The organism is Pseudomonas sp. FP1740 (assembly GCF_030687165.1).
Lineage (GTDB): Bacteria > Pseudomonadota > Gammaproteobacteria > Pseudomonadales > Pseudomonadaceae > Aquipseudomonas.
In genome coordinates this window covers 1,774,055-1,793,950 of record NZ_CP117461.1, presented here as the reverse complement: position 1 = coordinate 1,793,950, position 19,896 = coordinate 1,774,055, and the positions used below count along the sequence as shown (strand labels likewise).

At 60.5% G+C, this 19,896-nt stretch carries 15 protein-coding genes; all 15 read right to left on the bottom strand.

The genetic code is table 11. The features are described from left to right. Positions 1-63: 63 nt before the first annotated feature. The 15 genes from PSH69_RS07880 to PSH69_RS07810 all read right to left on the bottom strand — a co-directional run bounded on the left by PSH69_RS07880 (position 64) and on the right by PSH69_RS07810 (position 19,779). Positions 64-990 (bottom strand): ketoacyl-ACP synthase III, encoded by a 927-nt coding sequence (locus PSH69_RS07880; protein WP_018925031.1) that lies wholly within the window; start codon positions 988-990, stop codon positions 64-66. A gap of 229 nt (positions 991-1,219) precedes the next feature. Continuing rightward, a complete protein-coding gene (gene pseI / locus PSH69_RS07875) occupies positions 1,220-2,272 on the bottom strand; it encodes a pseudaminic acid synthase (RefSeq protein ID WP_305411599.1) in 1,053 nt (350 codons plus the stop codon). Continuing rightward, positions 2,269-3,771, bottom strand: a complete 1,503-nt coding sequence (gene pseG / locus PSH69_RS07870) for a UDP-2,4-diacetamido-2,4,6-trideoxy-beta-L-altropyranose hydrolase (RefSeq protein WP_305411598.1) — start codon at positions 3,769-3,771, stop codon at positions 2,269-2,271. The genes pseI and pseG overlap by 4 nt, the downstream gene beginning before the upstream one ends. Beyond that, on the bottom strand, positions 3,768-4,463 hold the full coding sequence (gene pseF / locus PSH69_RS07865) for a pseudaminic acid cytidylyltransferase (protein WP_305411597.1): 696 nt from the start codon (positions 4,461-4,463) through the stop codon (positions 3,768-3,770). Before pseF ends, pseG begins: the two co-directional genes overlap by 4 nt. 6 nt (positions 4,464-4,469) lie before the next feature. After that, entirely contained in the window at positions 4,470-5,633 is a 1,164-nt protein-coding gene (pseC, locus tag PSH69_RS07860) for a UDP-4-amino-4,6-dideoxy-N-acetyl-beta-L-altrosamine transaminase (protein ID WP_305411596.1), read from the bottom strand. Beyond that, positions 5,630-6,631 (bottom strand): UDP-N-acetylglucosamine 4,6-dehydratase (inverting), encoded by a 1,002-nt coding sequence (gene pseB, locus PSH69_RS07855; protein ID WP_305411595.1) that lies wholly within the window; start codon positions 6,629-6,631, stop codon positions 5,630-5,632. The genes pseC and pseB overlap by 4 nt, the downstream gene beginning before the upstream one ends. 30 nt (positions 6,632-6,661) lie before the next feature. After that, on the bottom strand, positions 6,662-9,598 hold the full coding sequence (locus PSH69_RS07850; RefSeq protein WP_305411594.1) for a TIGR00180 family glycosyltransferase: 2,937 nt from the start codon (positions 9,596-9,598) through the stop codon (positions 6,662-6,664). 51 nt (positions 9,599-9,649) lie between these two features. Then, positions 9,650-10,387 (bottom strand): cephalosporin hydroxylase family protein, encoded by a 738-nt coding sequence (locus tag PSH69_RS07845; protein ID WP_064619523.1) that lies wholly within the window; start codon positions 10,385-10,387, stop codon positions 9,650-9,652. 16 nt (positions 10,388-10,403) lie between these two features. After that, positions 10,404-11,474 carry a class I SAM-dependent methyltransferase gene (locus PSH69_RS07840; RefSeq protein WP_305411593.1) on the bottom strand — a complete coding sequence of 357 codons (1,071 nt, stop codon included), beginning with the start codon at positions 11,472-11,474 and terminating at the stop codon, positions 10,404-10,406. Beyond that, positions 11,464-12,321, bottom strand: coding sequence for an NAD(P)-dependent oxidoreductase (locus PSH69_RS07835; RefSeq protein ID WP_305411592.1), 858 nt, complete (start codon positions 12,319-12,321; stop codon positions 11,464-11,466). Before PSH69_RS07835 ends, PSH69_RS07840 begins: the two co-directional genes overlap by 11 nt. Next, entirely contained in the window at positions 12,318-13,544 is a 1,227-nt protein-coding gene (locus tag PSH69_RS07830; protein WP_305411591.1) for a class I SAM-dependent methyltransferase, read from the bottom strand. The genes PSH69_RS07835 and PSH69_RS07830 overlap by 4 nt, the downstream gene beginning before the upstream one ends. Beyond that, a complete protein-coding gene (locus tag PSH69_RS07825; protein ID WP_111454407.1) occupies positions 13,541-14,101 on the bottom strand; it encodes a dTDP-4-dehydrorhamnose 3,5-epimerase family protein in 561 nt (186 codons plus the stop codon). Before PSH69_RS07825 ends, PSH69_RS07830 begins: the two co-directional genes overlap by 4 nt. Beyond that, the gene (gene rfbG, locus PSH69_RS07820; RefSeq protein WP_305411590.1) at positions 14,098-15,180 is read right to left on the bottom strand and encodes a CDP-glucose 4,6-dehydratase; all 1,083 of its coding nucleotides are present in this window, start codon (positions 15,178-15,180) and stop codon (positions 14,098-14,100) included. The genes PSH69_RS07825 and rfbG overlap by 4 nt, the downstream gene beginning before the upstream one ends. Then, entirely contained in the window at positions 15,162-15,935 is a 774-nt protein-coding gene (gene rfbF / locus PSH69_RS07815; protein ID WP_305411589.1) for a glucose-1-phosphate cytidylyltransferase, read from the bottom strand. The genes rfbG and rfbF overlap by 19 nt, the downstream gene beginning before the upstream one ends. Positions 15,936-16,206: 271 nt before the next feature. Continuing rightward, on the bottom strand, positions 16,207-19,779 hold the full coding sequence (locus tag PSH69_RS07810) for a glycosyltransferase (RefSeq protein WP_305411588.1): 3,573 nt from the start codon (positions 19,777-19,779) through the stop codon (positions 16,207-16,209). Between the last annotated feature and the right edge of the window lie 117 nt (positions 19,780-19,896).

Below are 19,896 nucleotides of genomic sequence, written 5' to 3'. Positions count from 1 at the left end.
GGCAAAAAAATAGCGCTCAAGGTTACACCTTGAGCGCTTTTTTTGTGTCCGGCTTTTAGAAGATCAAGGACGATAGATGATCGCCGATCCCCAAGACAAACCAACGCCGAAACCGCTGAGTGCCACACGCTTCCATTTGGAATCGAGCACGTGTTTTTCCAGCAGCAACGGAATACTCGACGACACGGTATTACCGGTTTCGACCATGTCCTTGAGGAACTTCTCGGGCTCACCCTCGAAGCGTCGCGCCACGGCATCGACAATCGCCGCACTGCCCTGGTGAATGCAGAAGGCATCGATATCGTCGGCCGTCAGGCCCGAGTCGCCCAGCAGCTCGTGCAAATGCGCAGGGACTTTGAGCAGCGCGAAGTTGAAGACCTGACGGCCATTCATGAAGAACACGCCATCGGTGACCTTCAGGTGCGGCGCACCGGAACCGTCGGTGCCGAACTTGGCCTTGCCCAACTGCCATGGCGCGTCTTCGCCCATCCAGGTGGCGGTGGCGGCATCGCCGAACAACATGGTGGTGTTGCGGTCTTCCGGGTCGACGATCTTCGAATACGGATCGGCGGTCACCAGCAGGCCATTCTTCAGGCCTGCGGCTTCCATGAAGCCCTTGATGGCGTAGATGCCGTAGACGTAACCGGAGCAGCCCAGGGAAATATCGAACGCAGCCACGGTGGTCGGCAGGCCCAGCTTGTCCTGAACGATGGCGGCGGTGTGCGGCAGGCCTTCTTCGTCACCGTTCTGGGTCACGACGATCAGCACGTCGATGGCTTCACGCTTCAATTCAGGGTTGTTGGCGAACAGCGCGTTGACTGCTTCGACACACAGGTCCGAAGTTTCTTGCCCGGCGTCTTTGCGCGGCAGGAAGGCCGAACCGATCTTGCCCAGGATGAATTCTTCATCCTTTTCGAATTTTGCACCTTGTGCGTAATTGTCCACGCCGGCTACAGGAACGTAGCTCGCAATGCTCTTTATGCCAATCATTACGGCTTCCCAATAATAAACAGCCCAATACCACCGCTCGCAAGGAATCGAGGGGCGCCGACAAACAACGAATAACGTCGCCCTCAACGAGGTGACAGCGGGAAGAGTAAAAGGCCATCACTGAGCCAAAAGCAGGCCAGGCGCCCTCTTCCCTATTTATACAATACAGTGAAGATGCGCGTAATGACTCGCAGGTCACGCTATTTTGCCGAATCAGCCCCACAAGCGGTTATTCGACCAGCGACCAGTCCAGCGGCGTTCCGCGCTTGATGGCCTGGCGGGCACGGCGGCCCAGAAGGGTTTCAGCGTGTTTCGGGGCCAGCCCCAGGCCCGGACGGATGGCCCGCAGATTGGCGGCGGTAAATGGCTCACCGGCGGTCATGTCCTGGGTGACATACAGCGACCGGCGGTACACCAGGGACTTGCGCTCGGCGTCAGTCACGCCGTAATGCACCTGGCCCATGGCCTGCCAGGCGCGCTCGGTTTCGACCACCAGGCTGGCGAGTTCGGCCGGTTCCAGGGAGAAACTGGCGTCCACGCCTCCGGCGGCACGGTCGAGGGTGAAGTGTTTTTCCACCACCGTCGCCCCCAGCGCTACGGCGGCGACAGACACCCCGACGCCCATCGAATGGTCGGACAAACCGACTTCACAGCCAAACAACTCACGCAGATGAGGAATCGTGCGCACGTTGCTGTTGACAGGCGTCGCCGGGTAAGTGCTGGTGCACTTGAGCAACACCAGGTCCTTGCAACCGGCCTCTCGGGCGGCTCGCACGGTTTCATCGAGCTCGGCGATGCTGGCCATGCCGGTGGAAATGATCAGCGGCTTGCCGGTGGCCGCAACCCGACGAATCAACGGCAGATCAGTGTTCTCGAAGCTGGCGATCTTGTAGGCCGGCACATCGAGGCTTTCGAGGAAGTCCACCGCGGTGTCATCGAACGGTGTGGAAAACGCCAGCATGCCCAGCTCTTTGGCCCGGGCGAAAATCGGCGCGTGCCATTCCCACGGCGTGTGGGCCTTTTCGTACAGCGCATACAGCGAAGAACCGGCCCACAAGCTGTTGGGGTCCTTGATGAAGAACTCGCCTTCGGACAAGTCCAGGGTCATGGTCTCGGCGGTGTAGGTTTGCAGCTTCAAGGCATGGGCGCCGGCCTTGGCCGCGGCTTCGACGATTTTTATCGCCATGTCCAGCGACTGGTTATGGTTGCCGCTCATCTCGGCAATGATGAACGGTGGCGCATCGACACCGATCGAGCGATTACCGATCTTGAAACTGGTCATTGTTCTGGATCCTTCAACACGCGCGTGAACGCGCAAGCACTCTGAGTAAAACCACCCTCGCGGAAAACCTTCAGCGATGGCTGATTGGCCGGCAGCACCTGAGCGGTGATGGCCTCAAGTTGTGGCCAATGCGCCGTGACGAACGCTTCGCCCCGCGCCAGCAGCGCCCTGCCCCAGCCCAGGCCGAATCGGCCTTCGAACAGATAGATCGAGACTTCGGCCCGAGTACCGTCAAGGTCATAGCGCAGCATACCGACCGGGCCGTCATCCGCCTCGGCAATCAACAGCAGTCGCTGAGGGTTGTTCAGGCTCGCGGCCAACCAGACCTGATGCCGCTGCCAATCGATGGCGTGGGTGTCCAGCGACCAGCGCCGTACCGCCTCGGCATTACGTCCCTCGAACAACAATTGCGCATCGTCCGGATCGGCTCGACGCACCTGCAGTACCGCTCCCGCCAGTGCTGCCGCCACCCGCTGCGCGCCACGGCCATCGACCAACTGCCGTGAGCGTTCGGCCATACTTTGACGAAAACCTTGATTGCCTACGACAAAACCGATGGCTTGGCGCAACTGCTCGACGCTGACATGCTCGCGGTTGCCCAGGAACACATGAGCGCCCGAGGTCGCCATCACCTCGCCGTTGGCCTGTTGATTATTCGAGACCGCAATGCAAATAGTCGGCAGCCCCATGGCCGCCCGCTCCCAACTGGTGCCGCCACCGGCACCGATAAACAGGTCAGCCTCGGTCATCAGCCGGTAGAAGTCGCTGACAAAACTGTGCAGGCGCCAGTTCGGACGATACGCCGCCAGCGCCTGCATCTGCTCCCAGGCTGGGTTGTCGGCACCCGCCACGAAATCGACCTCCAGCTCATGAAGGTCCGCCAGCGCCAACATCGCGTGGTGGGTCTGCATGGCCACATCGAAGCCGCCGAAGTTCACCAATACTCGCCTGGCCCGAGGCTTGATCTCGACCGCCGGGCAGCAGAACTCATCGCGCAACATCGCAAAACGTGGACCGAGCAAGGTCTGGCAGTCGGGCGTCAGCAGCGAGGCATAAGCCTCTGGGGTGCCCGACAGATTTTGATTGAGCAGCAGATCGACGCGGTACTGCCGAGTGGCCAGGTCATCCACCGCCGCGATCCTCGGTGCCCAGCGACGGGCCGCGGTCTGCCAGTGATGATCGAGGCCATAGTGGTCGACGATGATCCAGTCGAAAGCCGGATGGCTTTCCAGGGCTTGCGCCAGCGCGGCGATGTCCGCCTGCCACGGCAGCATCGACTCGATGGCCTGCTGCGGATCTTCATCGGGGTAGCGCGCCGGCAGCGCGAAGGTCTCGAAGCCCTCGCTGGCCAGGCTGTCCAGTCGATGCCCCGGCAGCAGGCGACAGGCGAAGGCAACGTGCGTGCCCTGCTTGCGCAACACCCTGGCCAGGGTCAGGCAGCGGGCGATATGGCCGCTGCCAATGGTTGGCGACGCGTCAGCGCGGATCAGTATCCTCATTGCAACTCACCACCAGCCTTCAATGCGGCGTAAAGGTATTCGGCGCGTTTCCAGTCTTCAAGGGTGTCGATGTCCTGTACCAGGTAGCGCGGCAGAATCACCGGCAGGCTCGCTGGCGAGAACAGTGCATCACCACGCAACCAGGCCTCGCTGCGCCCCCAGTAGAACTGGCCGGCGTCTTGAAAGGCTTCGGGCAAGTCCTGGGAGCGGGTGTCACGAAACTCCGGATAGAGCGAGGTCAGGGCGCCCTGCGCGTCGAGGGTCAAGGCCCGCTGCACCGGAAAACCAAAACCGGTGACTGAAAACGCAAAAGATTTGTCCGGGTGCTGCACCAGCAATTCAAGCCCCTGACGCAGATAACGCACCTGCAACAATGGCGCCGTTGCGTAGACGCAGCAGGCATGGTCGAACGGTGGCAATTGATTCAAGGCATGCGCGATCACCGACGCAGTCCCGGTGAAATCGTCAGCCAGTGCCGCAGGCCGCATGAACGGCACCTGAGCGCCATTGGCTCGTGCGACTTCGGCGATTTCCTCATCGTCGGTACTGACGATCACCTGGTCGAACAGGCGCGACTCCAACGCCGTGCGAATCGAACGGACGATCATCGGCACGCCGTCGAACGGCTTGAGGTTCTTGCGCGGGATTCGCTTGCTGCCACCACGGGCCGGAATGATCGCAACACAGCTCAAGAGTCACTACTCCTCAAGGATCAGCCGTCGCAATTGCTCGACCACATAGTCCTGTTGTTCATCGCTCAGCAGAGGAAACAGCGGCAGGCTGATGGCCTCGGCGTAATAACGTTCGGCCTGGGGGAAATCACCCTCGGCAAAACCCAGGTCGCGATAGTACGGCTGCAAGTGCACGGGAATATAGTGCAGATTCACCCCGACACCGGCCGCTCGCAAGCCTTCGAACACCTGTCGATGACTGAGGTTGATCCGCTCCGTCTGCAAGCGCACCACGTACAGATGCCACGCCGATTCGGCTTCAGGCTGCGTACTGGGCAAGGTCAGCGGCAAGTACGCCAGCAACCGGTCGTAACGCGCCGCCAGTTCGCGTCGACGCTCGATAAAGCCATCGAGCTTGTTCAGCTGTGACAGACCGAGGGCCGCTTGCAGGTCGGTGATCCGGTAATTGAAGCCCAGCTCCACTTGCTGGTAGTACCAGGGGCCGTGGCTGGGTTCGGTCATCTGCTCGGGTTCACGGGTCATGCCGTGGCTGCGCAGGCGTTGCAAGCGTTCGGCCAGTTCCGGGCGATTGGTCAGCACCATGCCGCCTTCGGCACTGGTGATGATCTTCACCGGGTGGAAACTGAACACGGTCATTGCCGCGAATTCACCGCAACCCACCGGGCGCCCGGCATAGGACGCGCCGACCGCGTGGGAGGCATCCTCGATCACCGTGAAACCGTAACGCTCGGCCAGTTCGGCGATCATGCGCATATCGCAGCTCTGCCCGGAGAACGCTACCGCCACCAGCACTTTCGGCAGCTTGCCGTCGCGCTCGGCGATTTCCAACTTCGACGCCAAGGTGTAGGCATCGAGGTTCCAGGTCAGCGGGTCAATGTCGACAAAATCGACGTCGGCGCCGCAGTAGCGACCGCAGTTGGCAGAGGCCAGAAAGGTGTTCGGCGTGGTCCACAACCGATCGCCCGGCCCCAGGCCCGCCGCTAGGCAGGCAATGTGCAACGCCGCCGTGGCATTGCACACCGCCACCGCGTAATCGGCCTGGCAACGCTCGGCCATCGCCTGTTCGAAACGCTCGATGGTCGGCCCTTGGGTCAGCCAGTCGGACTGCAACACGGCGACCACCGCATCGATATCCGCCTGATCGAGGCTTTGCCGACCGTAGGGAATCATGCCGACAGTTCCGCGTGCAGGTCGGCGATCTGGCCGACCGACAGGAAGTACGGGTTGGTATCGGAACGGTACTCGAAGTCTTCGCCCACCGGCCGGCCCTGCTCACCCAGTTTGTCCACGGCAAAATCCACGTCGACGCTGGTGAAACGGATCGACGGCTGAATGGTGTAGTGATCGTCGAACTCCAGGGTCATGCGCGCGTCGTCCAGCGGCACCATCAGTTCATGGAGTTTTTCCCCCGGACGAATGCCGACGTGTTTGTGCGGCAAATGTTCAGCCATGCCCTGCGCCAGATCGATGATGCGAATCGACGGGATCTTCGGTACAAACACTTCACCACCGTGCATGCGGGCGAAGCTGTCGAGCACAAACTTCACGCCGTGATCGAGGGTGATCCAGAACCGCGTCATGCGCTCATCGGTGATCGGCAGCTCTTTGGCGCCCTCGGCGATCAGTTTGCTGAAGAACGGCACCACCGAACCCCGTGAGCCAGCGACGTTGCCATAGCGCACCACGGCAAACCGGGTTTGTTGCTCGCCGGCAATGTTGTTGGCAGCCACGAACAATTTGTCCGACAGCAGCTTGGTCGCGCCGTACAAGTTGATCGGGCTGGCAGCCTTGTCGGTGGACAGCGCGACAACTTTTTTCACGCCGTTGTCGATGGCCGCGGCGATGATGTTTTCCGCGCCGTTGACGTTGGTGCGGATGCATTCGGTGGGGTTGTATTCCGCCGCCGGCACTTGCTTCAGCGCCGCGGCGTGCACCACGTAATCGATACCGCGCATGGCCTGACGCAAACGGTCGGCGTCACGCACATCACCGATGAAGTAACGCATGCACGGCGCGTTGAACGTCTGCTGCATCTCGTACTGTTTGAGCTCATCGCGGGAAAACACCACCACCCGCTTGGGCTGGTATTGCTCCAGCAAGCGACGGATGAAGTTGCGCCCGAACGAACCAGTGCCGCCAGAGATGAAAATCGATTTACCGTTGAACATGCCTTGAGTCCTTTTACCTGTCAGCCAGGCTTATGCGAGCAACTGCGCCCAGTTCACACTGGTCGGTTCGCCGAGAGTAAAGCCCTTGCCGGTCAAGGCCAGGTTCTGGTTGTAGGCTGGATCCTGCTCGAAGCGGGCCTGCCACTTATCGCGCAGGGCCGCTATCGCCTGCGGGTGGTCTGGCAAAGAGCCAGAGTGGGCGATTTGCACTTGCGGCGTCCATACGGTCAGCAACCCGGCATCGGCGACTTTCAGGCACAAGTCGACATCGGCATACACTTGCTCGAAATGCTCTTCATCCAGCCCACCCAGTGCGTCGAACACCTCTTTGCGCACCATCAGACAAGCGTCGGAAACCGCCGAATAATTCTGCTCGACCAACAGTCGATGCATATAACCCGGAGCGTCTTTTTTCTCGCCGACGAACGCAGAGGCCACGCCGCCCCCCAGCCCCAGAATCAGACCGGCACCGGTCACGCTGCCCTCGCGATCAACCAGCTTGGCCCCCACCACACCCACTTCCGGACGCTGAGCCTGGTTGAGCAAGGTTTCGATCCAATTGGCATTAACCACCTCGGCGTCCGCCGCGAGCAGTATCAGGTACTCACCTTGCGCCTGCGCAGCGGCCTGGTTGAGCAGTGCCGACGGGCTCATGCGCTGCTCGTTCTTGATCAGGCGAATCCGGCCACGGCCGTTTTGCTCCAGGCTGTCGAGCCACGTCAGCAGATCGGCTGACTGACTGTGGTTGTCGGCGATGATAATTTCGTTGTTCTGATAGCGCGTGCGCTGCAATACGCTCACCAGGCAGCGCTGCAATTGCTCCTGATCGCCTTCGCTGCGTACGATGATCGACACCTTCGGACGCTGCGCGTGGCGGTAGTCGACCCGCAAACCACCCAATGCCTCGGCACTGACCTGCGCCTGATAACCACGGGTTGCCAGGTGACGCACCAGGGCCTGTCGTTGGTGCTCGTTCGGCGTCAACTCCACCGCCGGAGTGATGAGCAATGGCTCGGCCAAATGCGCCAGCCCCGCCAGCCCGCCAGCTTCGATCAGGCGCAGCAGCAGGTCGAATTCCAGTGCATCGCTGAACTCGCGGGCATAACCACCGACATCCACCAGCACTTCGCGTCGGATCAGCCAATGCCGGGCGGTCAACGTCGGCAGACTTTGCAGCAGGTCGAGGTTGAAGGCCGGGCGGAAAACCTCGGTCAATGTGCCGTTACTACGGCGATGAATCTCATCCATCGCCACCGCACGGCAACCTTCCGCGTCCTGCAACTCAAGGCTGGCGCGCAGGAAGCCGGCAGCCGTGAACTCATCGCCGGCCTCAGCCAACAGCAGCCAGTCCGAGGTCGAGCGCTGGGCAATCTGGTTCAGTTTATCGACGTAGTTGCTTGCGCTGACCTTTACAAAATGCACGGTATTTTGTTCGGTGGTGACGTCGGGCAAATCACCGGTAGTGAAGACCACCACCTTGAAGGCGCGGAAAGCGCTCTCCATCAGACTGTCGAAGGTAACCTGCAACTTGTCCATGTCGGCTTCAAGATCCAGCAACAGAATGCCGAACTGAGGCCCGCCCTCATTGGCCGCCAGGTGCTGATTGATTTTCCGAACCGCGGTGTCGTTCGGCTGGCGTGCCTGCAACCAGTTCAACAGCCGGCCGGAGGGCATGCTGCTCAGCAACTCACGGCTGTCGTAGGTCGGTAGGCTGCCGAGGCGGGCAATCCAGTCCGTCAATATTTTCGCATCGGCGCTCTCGCCCATGTCCAGCAGCTGCTGCGCCAGTTTTTGCACGACCTGACGGTTGAATGCGCCCAACTGCACGGCATGCAGCAAACGGGTCTGGATGGTCTCGGGAGTGTCATTGGAATAGGTGCGCTGCAGCGTATGCTGCTGAAGTAATGCACCTTCCATTTCTTCCAGCTGCAAGCGTCCGGCAGGCATCGCATGGAGCAGGAATTCGCACTCGGTCAGTTGATCGAAAAACGCCTGGTTGTAGAACGGCATCTCGACATATTGCCGGGTGCCGAATGCGCGTTTCGGGCCGACGGTGGGATCTTTCCAGTAGGACTCGAAGATCGGCTCGATAGTCAATGCATTGCGCGTGGCCAGGCTGTCGGCCAGCGCCTGGAAACTTTGCAGGGCGAACTCTGCGGTCTGCGCCTGGTTCAGGCCACTGATGTCGGTCGGCAACGTGGCGAGGAAACCGGCAAAGCGCTCACGCTCGGCGACCGAACGGGCGTCTTTGAAACTCAGGACGTGAATGATTTCGGTATTGTGATCCGAACGGCCGTAGTTGACCTCCCGCACCACATAAGGCATTGGCAGAATCCGCGCCTTGGCCCGCGCGAGCATGTAATACACATGGCCGATTTCCTGCCACTCGAAAATCGTGCCCTCCGGCATGGCCGCGTACCAGTCCTGCAACAGCGAGGTGCGGTGCACCGCATAGAACGGCGGAATGTACTGGCCCATGTAGTCGAGCACACGATCCTGCGCGCGCCCGGCGTTGTAATCCTCTTTTACCTTCTTGTCGCGACGGTAGTACTGCACATAGTTGGAGTGCGTCAGGTACATCAGGCAGTAGCCGTGGCACATGCCGTAATCAGGGTTGGCCTCGAGGAAGTTCACCGATTCGGTCAGTGCATCGTGCAGCAGGAAGTCATCGTCGGAAGCCAACACCATGTACGGCGTGGTGACCTGGCTGACGCCATACCCGAGCTTTTGCTGAAACCCCGTGTAGGTGAACTGCGGCAAATGACGATAGTCGACCGACGGAAAGTCGGTTGCGATGCGCTCATCGCCCTGCACGGACGAATCCAGCACCAGCACCTTGGCGGAGTAACGGCTGTAGTACTGCAAGGCGCGTCGCAGGAACGCCCTGCGGTTGTGGGTGATAACCACCACCGTGAACAGCTCGTTCAGCGGTGTCACGTTGGTTTGAGTGCTGCTTTGAACCTGCATTTTCCTATCCCCACAACCGGCCGATCGCCAAGTACCTGAAGCTGTTTTTGATTAACGAACGCGACGCAGATAGCCGTCCGGCGCCACGGTGATCAGCAGTTTGTTTTGCATCTGCTGGTCGATCTCGAAGTCCTTGTTCTCTTCCAGGTACTTCCACACCGCAGTTTTCGGGTTATCGCCCGGGCCCCATGGACGATCCGGGAAGAAATCGGCTGGCATGTCTTCGACCACGGTGTCCATGACCACGCAGTAGCTGTCCACCGACACCAGTGGTGCGTACAGGCGCAACTCTTCCAGCACATGATCGTGGGTGTGATTGGAATCGAGCACCAGAATGACTTTCTTGCCTTCAGCGGCAGCACGCACTTGGGCGGCGATGGCCGGGTCGATGCTCGAACCTTCGATCATCGAAATACGCTTGCTCATCGGATGGCTCTCGATGGCTTCGCGGTTGTGTGCACGGATATCGAGGTCGATGCCCAGCACTTCGCCGTGGCCTTGCAGCTCCAGCAAGGAGGCGTAGTAAATGATCGAGCCGCCGTGGGCAATGCCGCATTCGATCACCAGGTCCGGTTTGACCTGCCAGATGATTTCCTGCATCGCCATCATGTCTTGTGGCAACTGGATGATCGGACGGCCCATCCACGAGAAGTGGTAGCTGTACTTGTGTTTGGCCGATTCGTTGAAGAAATCCCGGGCCAGGCCGGTGAGTTTCTGGTCGTCACCCTGCTGGGCGATCTGTTCCCGGCATTCGGCTTCGAAGGCTTTATTGATGGTGTTGTCGGTCATTTTAGAATCTCAATAGTCACTGGAACGAAGCGCTGTCGACGGCGTGATAGACGTAGCGTCCACCGGTCATCCGCTTGATTTCTTCGAGGTAGTTGGAGTTCATCACAAACAGGTTGGCGCCTTCAGGCAAAGCATCCATGGCCTCTTGCGGCGAAGACACCCGCACGCCGCTCAGGGGCAGATAACGTCCCTGTTTGGCCGGGTTGATATCCACCACGCGATCCACCGCCACACCCGCGCGTTGCAGGAACAACGAATAAATCACGCCTTTGGACGAGGCACCCCAGATCGCCGAACCTTGCTCGGGCGCCGCTTGAATGATCTGCACCGCACGCTCAAGGCTGCTGGTGAACCCGTCCGGCAATGCCAGGCGCGGCACTGGTTGTTCCGGCGTCAGGCGCAACGTGGCCAGGTCGGCGACGATGTACAGGTATTGGCCACCGAACAGGTGACCGGCCTCGTGCACGGTGCCGAACATCCGGCGCAGGTCATCGAGGCGGAAATAATTGACGTGCTCGTAGAACAGGTCGAACCAGGCGCGGTGCTCGAGAATCCAGTCGAAGCACGGCACTTCGATGTAGATCTGCCCGCCCTGATTGGCCTTGGCCATCTCGGCGAGAAAACTCACCGGGTCCTGGATATGTTCCAGCACATGCCGCAGCACGATAGCGTCCGCCGACAACCCCAGGCCGCGAGTGAACGGTGCCTTGATCACGTCAGTGTTGTCGCCTTCGTAGGCCGGATCGATGCCGGTAATGGCGTAGCCCAGGCCTTTGAGCAGCTCAAGAAAATAGCCTTTGCCGCAGCCGACTTCGATCAGTTCCTGACCCTTGAAGTGACGGGCAATGATCCCTTCGACATCGCTCAGGTGCTTCTGGAACTGGCCGGAATGCGCCTGCTCGTTCTGATAGTCGGCGTCGTAGCTGAGCTTGTCGGCGTCGAAAGCCTGATTGAAGATCAGCCCGCTCGTCTCGTCCTGCACCAACAGCATGTCGGCGCTGGCCGAAGCCCTGGCCGACTCCGGGTCGGCAAAGGTACGGTTCTGCAACACCGGCAGGTCGGCGACCCGATACAACTCATGCCTCATGCTCTGCTCCCAGTAGCTGTTGCAAGCGGTCCGCCACGCCCCAGAACGCCATCGGCTCATGGGTCGGGTATGGGTAATGGCCCAGGTTCAAACGGATCGACGCGCCACGCTCACGCAGCCGCTGCTCGACCAACGCCCTGACCGATACCGGCTGGCCACTGGAACAATTGATCACGCCATCGAATTCGCGCTGTTGCAGGATCGTGGCGAGGTAATTAGCGGCTATGTCAATCGCCAGGTAATCGCGCAACTGCTCGCCGGCCGACATGTTGAAGCTGTCGTCCCCGGCGTCGATTGCCCGGTCCAGCGCCGCCAGCAAACTGTTGGGGTTCTGCCCTTCCCCGTGCAGGTAGAACAGCCGCGCCCATTGCAGGGTGAAGGGCTGTTGGCGCTGCAGGTTTTCGAGGAACAGACGCAAAGTGTTCTTGGCCAGCCCGTAAGGGTTGCTTGGCCGCGCCTCGGTCTGCTCGCTGAGCGGCCCGCTCTGCAGGCCGTATTCGAAACAGGTGCCGGTGACCAACACCTGCAATACGCCCGCCTCGACCGCGCCCTTGATGAAGCGGTAATCGGCCATCAGGTTGTGCTCGAAGTGAAACAGCGCCTGATAATTCGGCAACCCCGGCCAGGCGAGATGCGCCAAGGCATCGACGCCATCGGTCAGCGCGGCAAAGTCCAGGTCGGTGGCATGAACATCCGCGGCCACGAACTCCACAGCGTTGATCCACGGTAATTGCGCGGCGGTCTCGGCGTTACGCGCCACGGCCCGCACCTCGCAGCCACGGGCGAGCAAAGCCGCGACCAGATGTCGGCCGACGAACCCGGTGGCACCGGTGACCAGCACCTTCACAGTACGGTCAACTCAGGCACGGCGATCACGAAACGGCCATCCCACTGACGCACCTGCGCCAGTTGCTGACTGACTTCGTGCAACAGGTTCCATGGCAACACCAGGATGTAATCCGGTTTCTCCAGATCAATCTGCGCCGGCGAAACGATCGGAATGCGACTGCCCGGCAAGTACTTGCCCTGCTTGTGCGGGTTGGCATCGGCCACCCAGGCCAACAGGTCCGGTTTGACCCCGGCGTAGTTGAGCAAGGTGTTGCCCTTGGCCGCCGCGCCATAACCGACCACGCGCTTGCCGTCAGCCTTGGCCTGCAACAGGAAACGCAGCAATTGGTGCTTGATGCCCTCGGCCGCTGGTGCCAGGGTCGCGTAGTACTCGGGGGTTTTCACTCCCGCTGCCAGTTCAGCCTGCAACTGCTGTTGAACGGCTGGCTGCACCTCACGGCGAACACCGTCGGCCCGCTGGACGAACACCCGCAACGAACCGCCATGGGTCGACAACTGGCTGACGTCGAACACTTCCAGGCCATTGCGCTCGCACAAGGTCTGCACGGCAGTCAGGGACAGGTAGGAATAGTGCTCGTGATACAGCGTGTCGAATTGCTGCCCGGCCATCAATGTCAACAGTTGCGGAAATTCGAACGTCGCCACACCGGTCGGCTTGAGCAAGGTGGAGAAACCACCGAGGAAATCATTAATGTCCGGCACATGCGCCAACACGTTGTTGGCGGCCATCAGGTCGGCGGCCCAGCCTTCGTTTTTCAGCTGCGCGGCGGTGTCGCGACCGAAAAACAGTTCGCGAATCTCCAGGCCTTTTTCCCGCGCCGCTTGCGCGGTGCTGCGGGTCGGTTCAACGCCCAGGCAAGGGATGCCGTGCCCGGCGACGTACTGCAACAGGTAACCGTCGTTGGCGGCGATTTCCACCACGCGGCTGTCGGCAGTCAGGCCGAAGCGTTCGACCATCTCGGCGACATAGCGCTCGGCATGGGCCAGCCAGGTGCTGGAGAACGAACTGAAATACGCATACTCGGCATCGAACAGGCTGTCGGCGCTGGTGTAATCCTCGGTCTGCACCAGCCAGCACTGCTGACACACCGCGACCTTCAATGGCACCCATTGCTCGGCTTGTTCCAGGCGATCGGCATGCACATAGGCGTTGGACGGCGGCGAGGTGCCGAGGTCGATCAGCGGCAGGCTCAGCGGTGCGGCGCACCCTCGGCAGTTCATAGACGCACTCCAGCGAAGTGTTCATCGATCAAGGGATGGCTGGAATCCCTGGCCGACAGATTATTGACAGGCAACGGCCAGGCAATCGCCAGCCGTGGATCGTTCACCGACAACCCGCCCTCGTGCGCAGGCGTGTAATCAGCGCTGTGCAGGTAGAGCAATTCGGCGTCATCGGTCAGCGTCTGGAAGCCGTGGGCGAACCCGGCCGGGATCAGCAGGCTGCGACCGTCACCGGCCTTCAGGTGCTCGGCGTGCCAGTGCAGAAAGGTTTCGGAATCGGGGCGCAAGTCCACCGCCACATCCCAGACTTCGCCGCGCAGGCAGGTAATCAACTTGGCTTCCGGTGCATTGGAATTTTGAAAATGCAGACCGCGCACACTGCCCCGCTCACGGGTGCAGGAGTGGTTGATCTGGCGGATATGAAACGGCTGGCCGAAAGCGCTCAGGCTGCCTTCACAAAACAGCCGGGCGAAATGCCCGCGATCATCTTCGAAGCGTTTGTGCTGCACGCTGAACAGACCGGCCAGCGGCAAGGCTTTCAACAGAAACTCGCTCACAACGCGCCTCGGTACAGGTTCAACTGGTTCAGGGTGACTTCACGCATGTCATCACCGTTCTGCCACGCCAGGTGCCAATCGAGGGTCTGGGTCAGGCACTGCTGCAACGACCAGCGCGGTTGCCAGGCCAACCGTTGACGGGCGCGACTGCTGTCCAGGCGCAGCAGCCCGGCCTCATGCAAATCACTCGGTTCGATGCGCAATCCGCGTGCTTGCGGCCAGCGGCTGGCAAGCAACTCGACCACTTCGCCGACGCTGCACATGTCCGCTTCGCTCGGGCCAAAGTTCCACGCGCCGGCAAACTGAGGGCCTTGCTCATAGAGGCCTGCGGCGAGTTGCAGGTAACCCGCCAAAGGTTCAAGAGCGTGCTGCCAGGGGCGCACGGCTTGCGGGTAGCGCAGGGTTACCGGCTGGTCGGCCGACCAGGCCTTGAGCACATCGGGAATCAGGCGTTCCGGCGCGAAGTCGCCACCGCCCAACACGTTGCCGGCCCGCGCGGTGGCCAACGCCAAGCCATGCTCGGCGTACTTGTCGGCCGGGAAAAACGATGCGGCGTAAGACTGCGCCAACAATTCGCAGCAAGCCTTGCTGCTGCTGTAAGGATCGTGACCGCCCAAGGCTTCGTCTTCGCGGTACGGCCACAGCCATTCCTTGTTGGCGTAGACCTTGTCGGTGGTCACTAACACACAGGCACGCACGCCGCCGACCTGGCGGATCGCTTCGAGCAGATTGAGCGTGCCCATGACGTTGCTGGAATAGGTGCCGAGCGGATCGCGATAGCCTTCGCGCACCAGCGGTTGGGCCGCCAGGTGCAGGACGATTTCCGGCTGGGTTTCGGCGATCAGTTCCAGCAAGGCGCCCAGATCACGCAGATCACCGCGCTGATCGTTGATGCCCTCATGTACCCGCGCCAGTTCGAACAGGCTCGGCTCGGTGGACGGATCGAGCGAAAACCCGCTGACCTCGGCCCCGAGGCTTTGCAGCCACAACGTCAACCAGCTGCCCTTGAAACCGGTGTGGCCGGTCAGCAGCACCCGTTTGCCACGCCAGAACTCCGGACTCAGGCCCATTGCTTCCATGGGGCCTCCCCGCTCTGCCACAGCGCTTCGAGGTGGTTCTTGTCGCGCAGGGTGTCCATCGGGTGCCAGAAGCCTTCGTGTTCGAAAGCCTTCAACTGTTCGTCCTGGGCCAGCCGGGTCAACGGCTCGGCTTCCCAAGTGGTCTCGTCACCGCCGATGTACGACAGCACTTTCGGCGACAGCACGAAGAAGCCGCCATTGATCCAGCCGCCGTCGCCACGGGGCTTCTCGGTGAAACCAAGTACCTGATCGCCGTGACGCTCCAGGGCGCCGTAACGGCCCGGCGGTTGTACGGCGGTGACGGTCGCCAGACGACCGTGGACGCTGTGGTAGTCCACCAGTTGACGGATATTGATATCGGAGACGCCATCGCCATAGGTGAAGCAGAACGCCTCTTCATCCTTGAGGTAACGGCCGGCGCGCAGCAAGCGGCCACCGGTCATGGTTTCCTCGCCGGTGTCGATGAGGGTGACGCTCCACGGCTCGCTGTAGTTCTGGTGCACGTCCATGCGGTTGTTGCGCATGTCGAAGGTGACGTCGGAGGTGTGCAGGAAGTAGTTGGCGAAGAAGTCCTTGATCGCATAGCCCTTGTAGCCAAGGCAGATCACGAAGTCATGAATCCCGTGGGCGGAGTACTGTTTCATGATGTGCCAAAGAATTGGCTTGCCGCCGATCTCGATCATCGGCTTGGGCTTGAGGTGCGACTCTTCGCTGATGCGCGTGCCCAGGCCACCCGCCAGAATTACTGCCTTCATCGTCTCCCCTCTTGTTCTTCACAGAGCTCGGCCAAGCTGTTTCAAGCTTTTGCGGGCTGTCTGGCTAAAACGCTCTGCCGTGTCAGGCGCTGGCGTACCGGCCGCAAGCGCTCGTTTTATGGCGATATGAGGGGGACTTGCAGGAAACGCGCCAGCTCATGAGTCCAAATAGCAGGCATAAAAAAGGGACGAATCCGGATCATGCAGACCGGGTTCGTCCCCAAGCGTAAAGCGGGCCCAAGGCCGCCTGCAGGTGTACATCCATGCTCGATCAGTTCGGCAGCCAGCCCTCGACCCAGTAGTTGAGGTTGTTGCCCTTGAGCATGTAGTCGCGCAGCACTTCTTCGCGCAGCGCATCGCCCATGCGATAGCTCGCATCAGGGTCGGACAGGTGCATGCGGATTGCCTCGAGCCATTCCTCGGTGCTGTTGCTCACGACCTTGGTGCAGGGCAGATAGCCGCGATAGGCTTCAGTGTCGGTGCAAATCACCGGGTAACCGCAGGCACCGTACTCCAACAGACGCAAGTTGCTCTTGCAGTCGTTGAAGATATGGAATTCCAGCGGAGCCAAGGCCAGATCGAGGTTCAGGCTGGCCAGTTTGGCCGGATAGGCCTCCAGGCCGATGCTGGGATGGAACTCATGGACAAACGGACGCAAAGCTGGCGGACACATGCCGAAGAACACCCATTCGACTTCGTTGGCAAGTAGACGCACCACGTCCGCAATGATTGCCAAGTCTCCATCATGACTCGTCCCGCCGCCCCAACCCACGCGAGGTTTGCGAGAGGTGCGGCGCTGGCTGGTGAGCCCGGTCCAGAGATGCGGGGCAAGCATGTTCGGGACGACCCGGATGTCGTGATGCATGTCCCGCAATGCATCGGCCAGGGGCTGGGTCGAGACCACAACCCGGTCACACAGCCCTACGCCACGGCGCACTATTTTATCGACCCCGACCTCAGCCTTGCGCAGGTGCGCGTTCTTCTTCGGGACATCAATCACATAATCGTCAAGTTCGAAGATGCGGAAAGCGTGCGAACAATTTTTGACTCGCTCAACCTCATCGACCGCATTCTGGCTATAGCGCCCCTGCAACACGATCACGTCGGGGGAACACCGCTCAAGGTCAATGTCTGTCGGCGTGTGATAACTCAGGTGCCCCATCACGCGCCCGGCCGCCTCCAACTCACGGAACGGCTGGGCAACCCGGTAATGGCCCACTGCGGTGGTATTGATTGGGATCCCCAGCACCTTGGGCAAAAGCGGGCGCGAGAACGGGTCCCAGCCATCCTTGAATCCCGGCTCCAGACTGAAGTTGCTGGCGCCCAGACTCAGGTTAGGGTTGTAGGCCGGATCCCTGGCTATCACCGGCAACCATCGCTGGTAAAAACTTTTTTGCTCGGCCTGTAGCACCCTGGGAGCGGGAGTGAAGGCAGAGGATGGAACCACTCGCATCAATTCGGCGTAGGGAGTCCACACCACCAGGTATCCGTTTTGCTTCACGCGCAGGCAAAAGTCAGCGCCATTGAGTGCCTGCGCCAGATTTTGCTCGTCCAGGCCATGCAGCTCATCAAAAACTTTCTTGCGCACAAGCAGACAATCGATGCCCACGGCACTGAAATTCTGTACCGTCTGCTGGCGCTGCATGTAACCGGACGTATTGAGCGGCTCACCACGATTGGGAACACCGACGGCCCCCCGCAACCCCAGTACCTGGGCCGTGCCCTCGATACGCCCTTGCGGACTCACCAGCCGACCGCCGACCACACCGACTTCCGGACGCTGAGCGTGATTGAGCAACTCGTCGAGCCAATCAGGGCCCACAACGACACTGTAGGGGCTGAGAAACAACAGATAGTCGCCACGGGCGTGGCCGGCAGCAAAGTTCTGCACTGCCGCCAGATTGTCACCATGACCACAGCGCAACACCCGAAGTTTGTCACTGCCCATTTGCTCCATGGCTGACAGCCAGTTGCAGGCATCAACGGCAGTACTGCCATTGTCGACAATGAGAACTTCAAAGCGTTGGCAGGCGGTTTTCTCCAACAGACTTTCGACGCAACGCTCCAGGGAGCCCAGTTCATCGCGGGTCGCAATGATGATCGAGACCATGGCCGGCTCATCATGCAGGTAGTCCACACGATTGATCATCGACTGGCTGCCGGGACGAATCCGGTGCGGTGCGCCGAGCCGCTGCAGATGCGCGGCCAGTACGCGAGGGCTCTGCTCGATAATCTGCGGCTGCGTGAGCCACTGGGAGAGACACAGAGCGGACTCCACGAGAACTTCAGCAATGTGCCCAATCGCATGCGGCCCGTTACTCTCCACCAGTCGCCAGACCAGATCGTGCACACCCAGCTCGCCAAAACCGTCTTGCATGCCACCCAGCTCGATCATCCGCTGCCGCTGCAGGGCCAGCACACGGCCGACATAGGGATAGCTGCGCATCAGATCCAGGTTGAAGTCCGGCTTGAACACCGGCTCGACCGAAACATCATCACGCAATCCGCCCTCGTCACTGTAGAGGCAGCGCACGTCAGGCACTTCCACCATGCGCTCTGCCAGCAACAGCAAAGCCAGTTCATTCAAGCGATCCCCCGCGCGAACCAGATAGATCCAGTCTGCGTTGTCCAACTGGGCCAGCAGGCGATTGAACTGGGTAACCGGTTCATCATCCAGGCGCACATGCTGCACACCGTCGCATGGCGAGTGCTGCAATTGGGACAGCACTACCACTTGCTCAGCAGCATAGGTTTGCTGACGAATGCTCTTGAGCGTTTCTTCCAGCGCCGGAACATCGCCTTCGCTGTCGAGAACAATCGGCACGATGCGTGGACGCCAGCTCCAACCCTGCAATCGGGCGTCGAGCAAGCGTTGCTGAGCCGGTTTCAAACGACGGCACGACAGCCATTCCCGGTACATGTCGGCAAAGCTCTCGCTCTCAACGCCTACCCGGGTGTGCACCATCGTTTGAATGAAGCCCAGTTGCCGTCCCAGCGCGGTTTCTTCCCAGGCATAGGCGTGCCCCGCAATCGCATCAGCCAGTGCCAGATAACGTACCCAGCCCGGCGCAGGCGCCGGCTCACCACTGCGCAAGGCAAGCATTTGCTTGAGCCAGTCGAGCTCGGTCATTACCGCTGCCTTGACTGGCGCCTGATCACTCAGCCGCGCCGGATGCAAACGCTCAAGGCTCAACACCTGACCTACCACCACCAGATTGCCACGCCGTAGCAGGCAGGCAAACAAGGCGAAGTCCAGACACGCGATAAAACCTTCGCCGATCTGAGTCAGGGCCGGCAGATATTCCAGAGCATGGCGGGTTCGCAACAACGCCCCGCTGAGGCCACTGAGAAAATTGACCGGACTGCTTTCCAGAATACCCAGCAGATCCTCGCCCTTGAACAAGGTGACACCGGTGGAAAAACAGCAATTTTCCACACGGTCGGAAAGCAGGATGTAATCACCATCGTAAAACTGCCGCTGGCCGATCACCAAGTTGACATCGTCGTGGTCGACGAAGCCGCCGATCTGCTGAGTGATGCATTCAGGGAGTAGCTGGTCGTCGTCGCACAGCAACTTCAAATAGTCACCGCTGGCCTCTTGTGCACAGGCCATGAGGTTGGCCTGAAAACCCAGGCGCTGCGGATTGCGCACATAGCGCAGGCGAATCGAGACAGGCACCTCACAGGCATCGACGATCTCGCGGATCTCGTCACCGCCACTGTCATCGCAGACGATCACTTCAAGATTGGCGTAGGTCTGATTCAGCGCGCTTTGCAGTGCCGTCTGGAAGAACTGCGGGTTGAAGGCGGGGATGGCGATGGTAACAAGAGGTGCTGGTTTCACGGCGGGAGAACTCGCGAGCGGCGGGAGCTTACTTCAACGAAGTGAAACTCCCCGAACCGCTGAATAAAGACGGTTTGCACTCGGCAGTCGCAAGCCTTCGCGAGATCGCGAAGGCCC

Coding starts and splice junctions, on each gene's coding strand:
- PSH69_RS07880 (WP_018925031.1), bottom strand. CDS start 990: ATGATTGGCATAAAGAGCATTGCGAGCTACGTTCCTGTAGCCGGCGTG.
- pseI (WP_305411599.1), bottom strand. CDS start 2,272: ATGACCAGTTTCAAGATCGGTAATCGCTCGATCGGTGTCGATGCGCCA.
- pseG (WP_305411598.1), bottom strand. CDS start 3,771: ATGAGGATACTGATCCGCGCTGACGCGTCGCCAACCATTGGCAGCGGC.
- pseC (WP_305411596.1), bottom strand. CDS start 5,633: ATGATTCCCTACGGTCGGCAAAGCCTCGATCAGGCGGATATCGATGCG.
- pseB (WP_305411595.1), bottom strand. CDS start 6,631: ATGTTCAACGGTAAATCGATTTTCATCTCTGGCGGCACTGGTTCGTTC.
- PSH69_RS07850 (WP_305411594.1), bottom strand. CDS start 9,598: ATGCAGGTTCAAAGCAGCACTCAAACCAACGTGACACCGCTGAACGAG.
- PSH69_RS07845 (WP_064619523.1), bottom strand. CDS start 10,387: ATGACCGACAACACCATCAATAAAGCCTTCGAAGCCGAATGCCGGGAA.
- PSH69_RS07840 (WP_305411593.1), bottom strand. CDS start 11,474: ATGAGGCATGAGTTGTATCGGGTCGCCGACCTGCCGGTGTTGCAGAAC.
- PSH69_RS07830 (WP_305411591.1), bottom strand. CDS start 13,544: ATGAACTGCCGAGGGTGCGCCGCACCGCTGAGCCTGCCGCTGATCGAC.
- rfbG (WP_305411590.1), bottom strand. CDS start 15,180: ATGGAAGCAATGGGCCTGAGTCCGGAGTTCTGGCGTGGCAAACGGGTG.
- rfbF (WP_305411589.1), bottom strand. CDS start 15,935: ATGAAGGCAGTAATTCTGGCGGGTGGCCTGGGCACGCGCATCAGCGAA.